We start from the raw sequence: 472 nt of genomic DNA on the forward strand, positions 1-472 counted from the left end.
TCCTGGGATTTTTCCCGTCGAGAGAACGCAATCAAGAACCTCAACAGAAATCTCGAAAAAGCCCTGGAGAAGCCGACGCCGCTTGCCTATGCGATATCGGCGCAATGGCTTGCGCAGCAGGGGCGCTATGATGAAGCGTCCGCTACCATCGACCGGGCGATGAAGCTTGCGCCGAACGATGCCGACAACCGTGTCAGCATGGCGTGGATCCTCAACGCCACGGGACATGCGGCAGAGGCGGAACAGCAGGCCCGGCAGGCGATGAGGATCGATCCCCATCTCTCGCAGGCGACGCTGCGCATGTTCGCAATCTCGCTGTTCTCGCAGGGAAAATACGACGAAGCCGCCGGCACGTTTGAACGCGTGATCGAAAAGAAGTCCGATGTCCGCGAGGACTACGCCACGCTCATATCGAGCTATGCGCATCTCGGACGCACCGACCGCATCCAGGCGCTGATCGACAAGTACAACA

The 472-nt window shown here is 59.3% G+C and carries 1 protein-coding gene; it reads left to right on the top strand.

Annotated features, from left to right (window positions below):
* A partial coding sequence (locus AC1D0P_RS29045; protein ID WP_477679901.1) for a tetratricopeptide repeat protein occupies nucleotides 1-472 on the top strand: 472 nt, incomplete at both ends.

This window comes from Polaromonas sp. P1_G2 (assembly GCF_056405515.1).